Here is an 8,138-nt window from a genome sequence, read left to right as displayed (position 1 = left end):
TGCGTTCGATCTTTCCTCCGCTTCCCCAGCGCGCCTGGCCAATATCGCCACCCGCGGTCTGGTCCAACCGGGCGACGGGCTCATGATCGCCGGGTTCATCGTGCAAAACGGACCGATTCAAGCGGTGGTGCGCGCACTTGGACCGTCGCTCCTGGACTTCGGAATTCCTAACGCTCTGACCGACACCACGCTGCAATTGCGCGACGAGCAAGGCGCCCTCGTTCTCGAGAATGACGATTGGAGAACGGGTCAGCCACAGGAACTTCAGAACCTTGGCCTCCAGCCCACGAACGATTTGGAGGCGGCGCTAGTTGCGACACTTCAGCCCGGGCCATACACCGCTCAGGTCCGCGGCAAAGGCAACACGAGCGGCGTTGGCGTCGTGGAGGTTTACTTCCCCCAATAGCGGGATCAGGCCTGCCCCCGCGGCTCGACCAGATCGCCTGGCGCGCAAAAGCAAACTTCGCGGGCCCGAAATTCCTCCACCCGGCATGTTTCCGCCAGGGTTCGGAGTTCGCGGAAGGAGAACGCTTGGGCGGCGGAGGTACGACCGTCGGCGCGCGTCATCGGATCACGGAAAATAAGAGCCGTGAGAAGATAAAAGATCGGAGACCAGGACATATCGGCTCGAGAGCTGCCGGCATCGGGCGAGCCCTGGCACGGCGTTATTCTCGTCGAAGTGATGCTTGGCGATCTGAGTTAGTTGAAATCTAAATTTAATTTCAAAGCGTAGAAAGCGTTGACATGTCACTTCCCAATCTGCAGCCTCGACGCTCGACCGCCCCGGCGACCCCACGTTCCGTTTCCCAAACTAATACTCATTGGAGACATCAATCATTCTGCCTGTGGTCGCTTCTCTTCTTGTTATGAAAAATAGGACAACCGTTCCAACCTTCTTGCGCAACCAGCTTTCGAAACCTTCGAGATCTCTCTTCAATCCGTGGAAGACCCTTTGGCTCTGCGCGTCGTTATTGAGCGGACTCACGATTTGCTCCGTCGCGAAGGCCGGAGATCTGACGCCGGACCCAAACTTTCGTGCGCCCTCTTTTGCCAGCATCCAACTGCCGGAACGAGCGCTCCTGCTGCCTGACGGGAAATACCTTCTCTATTTCGATCCGGATACCCTGACGGATCGGCGAACTGCTGCCGTCACAAGATTTTTGCCAGACGGAACCCTGGATACGACGTTCAATTTTGACCGCAGCTATAAGCTGGTTCGGGCTGCGGCATCGGCGGGAGGTGGCAAGATTTACATTTCAGCGACGCGCTACGTCTACGCCGCGCCGGGGAAGGATGTTGAATATATCCTCCGGTTAAACAATGACGGCTCGATCGACCCGACTTTCAATCCAGCGAATGTCGGAGGATCGAACACTAGCACGTTCGCCTGGAATATTTACGTCCAACCGGATGCGAAGATCCTGGTCATTGGTTACTTCACAACCATCGCGGGAATAGCCCGGACGGACGTAGCCCGGCTGCTGCCGGATGGGACCGTGGATCCAAGTTTCGTCCCGGCGACGGTCACCGGTGGAGATATTTATTCGCTGGCGCTTCAGCCAGATAACAAAATTCTAATTGGAGGAAGCTTTAACAACGTGAATGGACTATCGAACCGGGGAGTCGCCCGCCTCGAGGCCAACGGTTCGATAGACTCAACTTTTCAGCCGAGTGGTTTCAGCCGGGGCAGTAGCACCAGCAGAATTCGCGCTCTCCTTGTTCAGAGTGACGGCAAAATCGTGATGTCAGGGCAATTTCGCCTTGGAACGTCGGGACCCCGTGCACCCATCCTTCGACTCAACGCAAACGGCACCGTGGACTCGACCTTTGCCTTCTCAACCACGTCGGACTCCCTCATCGGAAGGGATCTCATTGCCCAACCGGATGGAAAGTTGGTCATCGTCGCCAGTAGCACTGTCTTGCGCTACAACCCTGACGGCACAGGAGATAGCACTTTCCATCTGCCCACCACAGTGAACACAACATTCACCCCGACCGGAGATCCTGGAACCCCGGTTACCTTAAGTCCCCTGCCCGATGGCGACATGCTGCTGGGAGGCATTTTCAACGACGTAGATCCGGTTGGTGCCTCTACCGATTCGCATCTCGGCGTCGCTAGACTTAATCCCGATGGCACGCTCGATTCCAGCCTGACTACGACTCACAAAACCGGGAAGGAGACGGCCCCAAGCAGCTTTGGGCGCTTGGATGATGGTTCCACTCTTATCGGCTTCGCGAGCCTAATCGATCCGCCTATCCCTTATAATGTCGGACGGCTGCTTGCCGACGGCTCACTCGATCCGAATTTTACGCTTTCGAGCCCAAACCAGAATAGTTTTCTATCCGGAGGATTCAGCGCCCTCGGGTTCGAGCGTTTAACTGATGGCAGTTTTTTGGTTTTCGGATTCAATGCAAATTTTAGCTTCACATACGGGAAAGTGCTGCCCACCGGAATCGAAGACACTACCTATTCGGCCGAATCAACTGCCTTCCAGAGCGCAATCGCCTTGCCCCAGGGAAAAGTATTTGTTTCGTGCGCATCCGATCCCCAGACGACGTTGTACTCCATTCTCGCGCGCCTTCAGGCCAATGGACATTTTGATGGCACCTTTCACCTCGCCGAATCGATCTCCTCATCCCAGGTCATTCGTCTCTTGGATGGCCAATTGGATGCGATTTACGCAGGTACTCGAGTCCTGGCGGTGCAATCGGATGGAAGAATTTTATTCGAATATCTTGGCGAGGACGAATCCTTCCACGTGGTGCGTCTAAACGCCGATGGGTCAATCGACGGCAGCTTTGCGGCGACCACAATCAACCCGTTCGATCTGAGCCTGAACTTTCCCGTTGTCTACGATCCGCTCAGAAATCAGACCATCCAGCCACCGAAGGGAGTATTCATGGCCAGTTTGCCGCTGCTCGATGCCCACGTTCAGCCCGACGGACGGATCGTGTTAGCCGGCCAGTTCACGGCTTACAATGGGACCTCGGCGCGAGGAGTAGTTCGTTTGAACTCGGATGGCACGGTCGATGGCACCTTTAATTCGGGCGGCGGCGCCCAATGGACGCAAACCCCCGAAACCTCCGCATTCTTTCCTCGCGTCGAGAACATTGAGTTGCAGCCCGACGGAAAGTTTCTCGTTTCGGGCACATTTGAAGCATTCGACGGCGTGGCGGCTCCGGGTATTGCCAGTTTGAACCCCGATGGCTCTGTCGACCCTTCGTTCGTAGCCCCTGCCCGACGCGATAAGTATTCACGCGTGCCCGGCGCTCTCGCGCCTCAACCAGATGGCTCGTTCTTACTCAGCGGCCCCTACACTTTTCCTAACGAAACCCTCTCCCCTTCGTTCATCCGCCTGGTTGGCGACTTCACTCCAATGGTGGCAAACATCTCCACCCGGCTCCTGGTTGGAACTGACGACAACGTCTTAATCGAGGGCTTCATTGTCCAAGGGCCGGCTGGCTCATCGAAAAAACTCTTGGTGCGCGCCATTGGACCTTCGCTCGCGCAATTCGGAGTTCCGGACGCACTGGCAAACCCTACCTTGGAAATTCATGACGCGAGCGGGACGACCGTAGCAACAAATAACGACTGGAAGACAACCCAGATCGGCGGACTCATCACCGGCAATCAATTTACCGAAATCAACGGCAGTGGTCTCGCACCAACTGACGATCTTGAATCCGCGATCATCGCCAATCTCGAGCCGGGCAGTTACACGGCGGTTGTGCGGGGCGCGGGAAACACCGTCGGCACCGGTGTCGTCGATGCGTTCGATCTTTCCTCCGCTTCCCCAGCGCGGCTAGCCAACATCGCCACACGAGGTCTGGTCCAGCCAGGCGATGGGCTCATGATCGCCGGGTTCATCGTGCAAAACGGACCGATCCAAGCCGTGGTGCGCGCACTTGGGCCGTCGCTCCTGGACTTCGGAATTCCTAACGCTCTGACCGACACCACGCTGCAATTGCGCGATCAACAAGGCGCCCTCGTTCTGGAGAATGACGACTGGAGAAGCAGCCAGGAGCAGGAACTCATCAATCTCGGACTCCAACCCTCCCACGATCTGGAAGCAGCGCTGGTGGCGACTATTCAACCCGGCCAATACACCGCCCAGGTCCGGGGCAAGGGCAACGCCGCCGGCATTGGAGTGGTCCAGGTATATTTTGTCCAATAAGGCGACGCGCAACCGCTAACCGCGAACGTCACCTTGGGAATTCGGCTCCAGCCAGATGGCCTGGCGGGCGAAGGCGAATTTGGCGTGGCCGAAATCCTTCCAACCGGCACGTTCGGCCAACGTGCGGAGTTCGCGGAAGGAAAAGGCTCGCGCGGCGGAGGTCCGTCCGTCGGCGCGAGTCATCGGGTCGCGGAAAATTAGCGCAGTGACAAGGTAAACACCAACGGTGGCGAGAAGACCGCGCCGCAAATCCGAGACCAGGACATACTTGCTCGAGAGCTGCCGGCAGCGGGCGAGGACTCGGACCGCGCTACTTTCGTCGAAATGGTGAAGGGCCAGGGAGCAGAGCACCAGGTCATAGGGTGAATCCCCTTCCCCAAAAGAAAGAGCGTCGCCTTCCAGGAATGTGATTTCGGGATAATCTCCGCTTAAGCCGCGGGCGATCTCAATGGTCGAAGCCTGCTGATCGACCGCTTCCACAGTGATCGTCGCGCCGGCTTTTCGGGCGTGGTCGACCACGAGGCGGGGGATGTCGCCGGAACCGGTGGCGAGATCGAGGACACGCATCCGGGAGCCGGGCAAAATCCAGCGCTCAAGGAAATGCTCGATCAACGCATAGCTGCCGAAGTAGCGATTGAGCTGGCGCAGATTCCGCAGGTCGCTGGCCAACTCCGGCGTGACCGGCTGGGGGCGATCCATCAATTCCGGTTCGGCCGGGTTGAAGCTTCGCTTCATTCAATCTTGTAGCGGCGGTCTCTGACCGTCGGAGAGATTTGGGTGGAGAGGGCAAAAACGGCGGTCATAGACCGCCGCTACAGGTTCAGGAAACGTTCCCACGATTCAGGCAAACCGGCGGTTTCCACATCGCTTGCAATCCGTCCTTCGAATTCCGGCCGGAAAGAGGTGCTCGTCCCATAAACCATGATGAGATCCTCCGCCCCCTCCCCTCGAATCGCATGCGCGACTCCCGGCGGCACGACGATGCCTACGTTGTTCGCGCCGGGATGATTGTCACCATCGATAAAAAAACGCATCGTGCGCGAGGGAAGTCCCGCCCGAACATCTCGCAGGATCATTTCAGCCACACCCTGCACAAAAAACATTACGTCCCATTGCTCCTCCTGATAGCGGCGGAGAGAATAATTCTCCGGCTCGTCCACAAAAAGGCGACGCATCCAGTCGGCCGGTTTTTTTCCCCTGGGAATGCTGGGCGGATGAACATGAAACCCCTTGGCCGTCTGCCCGAACATCCGGGCCGTCGCCCATTGGTCTGGCCAAAGGCCGATTCGCGCCAGGACTCCCTCCTCGCGCCGAACGAATTCGCCAAACAAGCCCCGATGCCGCTGATGATGAATTTTCCTTGGGAAAATCTCGACCCCGGGAATCCAGATTTCCCGGTTTTCCGCAGCCGACCGGTCAGCCGAAGTCAGGAGTCCGGCTTCAACTCCCGTTCCGGCCACCTGTTGGGCGAAGGTTCCCGCCGCGTAATCACGGGTAACGAGCGCCTTTTGCGCACCGCCGCTCAATCCCTGCCACAGTTGTTTGTCCCGTTTCGCCATGAGAAATCCTACCCGATTATTTGCCTAACGAGAAATCGGCCCGTTCGCGAGAAAGATTTGGATTGTAATACGGATCGTCCTCCAGAAGCGCCCGCCAGCGTTCCCGCATGACTTCCGTTTCGAGCGGCTCCACGGCGGGGCGGCGGGACTGCGATTCATGGTGATACAACTTGGCGAACGGAGTGTAAACGATGAGGTAACCGGCCCGCCTTATTTTCAGGCAAAGGTCAACATCGCTGAAGGTAACGGGGAGATGTGCCTCATCAAATCCGCGGACCTTGTTAAACACTTCCCGCCGCGTTAACAGGCAGGCGCCGGTCACCGCGCTGTAGTTTCGTGTCACCTGGAGTTGCCGGCAGACGCCGGGTGCTTCCGCCGGGAAACCGCGAAAAGCGTGCTCGGCGATTCCGCCCACGCCCACCACGACTCCTGCATGCTGCACGCTGTCATCCGGATAAAGAAGCCGCGGACCCACGGCGCCAACCTCCGGGCGCTGGATATGTTCCGCCATGATTGTGAGCCACTCGCTGTCGATCACTTCGGTGTCGTTATTCAGGAAAAGGAGCCAGGGGCTGTCGGTTTGTTCGACCGCAAAATTATTGATCGCGGAGTAATTGAAGGGGCCGCTGTAATGCAGCACCCGGTGCTTGAGGCCGCCTAAATAGGCGCGCGTTTCCTCCGATTTGCTGTCGTTGTCCACGATCACGATCTCGTAAGGCGCATAACTTGTCTCCCGCGTCAGGCTATCGAGACACCGCGCCAGGAGATCGACCCGGTCGCGCACCGGGATGATGATCGAGATCTTTTTCGCTTCGGCGAACTCACGCTTGATCCAGTAGGCATGGGTGCGCCAGTCCACGGTCACGTGCCCCGATTCCCCAACCCGCTCGAGATGCGCCTCCAGCGCGAGACGGCCGGTCTCGAGCGAACCCGGCTTGCGCCGAATATTGTCCGCCGTGGAACCAGGACTGCGCCGCCAGTGATAAAGCACCCGCGGAATGTGGTCGATTCGGGTCGTCTTTTCGCTGATCCGGAGAAAAAGATCGTAGTCCTGCGCGCCGTCGAATTCCGAGCGAAACCCTCCGACCGCCTCGAGAACGTCGCGCCGGATGATCGTGAAATGGCAGATGTAATTGCAGGAAAGAAAATAATCGGGCGACCAATCGGGCTTGAAGATCGGCGCGTCGAGACCCTGCTCGGTCAGCTTGTCTTCGTCCGAGTAAACTAGATCCGCATCGCGATGCGTCTGGAGCCACCTGACGTGTTCGGAGAGCGCATCGGGTTCGAGCACGTCGTCGTGGTCGAGAAAGCCAATCCATTCCCCCTGCGCGAGCTGGATTCCGCGATTTGAGGCAGCGGAAATGCCGCGCTCCGCCTCTTTTCCCAGAACAATGCGGGGATCGCGCGCGGCGAGTTCGGGCAGGAACTTCAGAAGCTCCGGATCGGTCGAACTATCGTCGACCAGAATGAGCTCCCACTTTTCGTAGATTTGCCCGAGGACAGACTCGACGCACTCCTCGAGCCATTTTATCGGCGTATTAAAAACCGGGGTGACAATGCTGATGCACGGTTGATATCCAAAAGCCCGGCTTTCTTTGCGCAAGCGATCGAACTCCGATTCTTTCGCGCGGTGGGCTTCAAACCAGGCCTGATATTCACTCGCAAGTCCCGGGGATTTTTTCGCGTTCGGCAATCGCTTTCGGATTCCCCGCACCAGGCGCTGGGGCAGCAAATAAGGAGCGAGCAAGACCTGGCCGACCTTGCGTTCGGGGGATTTGCGGAGCGCCTGCTTTTCTTCCTTGAGTTGTTTTAGTTGCCGTTTCGCTTCCTTCAGCTTCAGCAGTTTCTCCTCGAGCCGCGAAATGTGGCGTTCGGCGGCGTCGAGCTCCGACATTCGGGTTCGCAGGCTGCGCTCCAATCCCCGGACGTGCCGGTCGAGCCGCGCAAAAGCAGATTCCACCGCCGGCACGAGGACGTCCGCTGATTCCGGATCCTTCCGCACCAGCCGAAGCCCAGCCGGATCGAAATCACTGAGATCGCACTCGTAGTCGGGCAGCATCCCTGCGCGGGCGAATGAATCGACCAGTAGTGGCCGGCGCTTGGCGGGCTGCGTTCCAGCTCCCGGGAGGAGAAGGATCTCCCGCGCGCAGCTCGGCAGCGCTTGCACCGCAACCTCATCTTCTCCGGCTTCTGGTGGATAAAACCAAATAGCCAGATCGACCCCGGGCCAGCTTCCATTTTGCGACCGCAGAGACGGCAATTCGGCGACCGAAGCGAGGACCGTTGCGCCAATCTTCGCGCTTTCAAAATGGCGCTCGAGCTCCTCGCGCTCGGCGCCAATCACGAGGAACGGGCCGCGGCCGAATTTTCGCGCAACCACCTGCGCAAAACCCGACGGAATGGG

At 58.3% G+C, this 8,138-nt stretch carries 6 protein-coding genes; 2 read left to right on the top strand and 4 right to left on the bottom strand.

Translation table 11 applies throughout. From position 1 onward, the window contains the following. Positions 1 to 406, top strand: a 406-nt coding sequence (locus tag VJU77_02545; protein ID HKP02216.1) for a hypothetical protein, incomplete at its 5' end; no start/stop codon positions are given. A 5-nt stretch (positions 407 to 411) separates the two neighbouring features. On the opposite strand, the gene VJU77_02540 is transcribed toward VJU77_02545, so the two are convergent. After that, entirely contained in the window at positions 412 to 621 is a 210-nt protein-coding gene (locus VJU77_02540) for a hypothetical protein (protein ID HKP02215.1), read from the bottom strand. Positions 622 to 866: 245 nt separating this feature from the next. Between VJU77_02540 and VJU77_02535 the strand changes: the two genes are divergently transcribed. Then, the gene (locus VJU77_02535) at positions 867 to 4,175 is read left to right on the top strand and encodes a hypothetical protein (GenBank protein ID HKP02214.1); all 3,309 of its coding nucleotides are present in this window, start codon (positions 867 to 869) and stop codon (positions 4,173 to 4,175) included. Positions 4,176 to 4,190: 15 nt separating this feature from the next. Here VJU77_02535 and VJU77_02530 read toward each other — a convergent pair whose 3' ends face one another. The 3 genes from VJU77_02530 to VJU77_02520 all read right to left on the bottom strand — a co-directional run bounded on the left by VJU77_02530 (position 4,191) and on the right by VJU77_02520 (position 8,114). After that, entirely contained in the window at positions 4,191 to 4,910 is a 720-nt protein-coding gene (locus tag VJU77_02530; GenBank protein ID HKP02213.1) for a methyltransferase domain-containing protein, read from the bottom strand. 77 nt (positions 4,911 to 4,987) lie between these two features. Then, the gene (locus VJU77_02525) at positions 4,988 to 5,734 is read right to left on the bottom strand and encodes a hypothetical protein (protein ID HKP02212.1); all 747 of its coding nucleotides are present in this window, start codon (positions 5,732 to 5,734) and stop codon (positions 4,988 to 4,990) included. 16 nt (positions 5,735 to 5,750) lie between these two features. After that, the gene (locus VJU77_02520) at positions 5,751 to 8,114 is read right to left on the bottom strand and encodes a glycosyltransferase family 2 protein (protein HKP02211.1); all 2,364 of its coding nucleotides are present in this window, start codon (positions 8,112 to 8,114) and stop codon (positions 5,751 to 5,753) included. Positions 8,115 to 8,138: the final 24 nt, after the last annotated feature.

This window comes from Chthoniobacterales bacterium (assembly GCA_035274845.1).
In the GTDB taxonomy this organism is placed as follows: domain Bacteria; phylum Verrucomicrobiota; class Verrucomicrobiia; order Chthoniobacterales; family UBA10450; genus AV80.
This window is presented reverse-complemented; position numbering and strand designations above follow the sequence as displayed.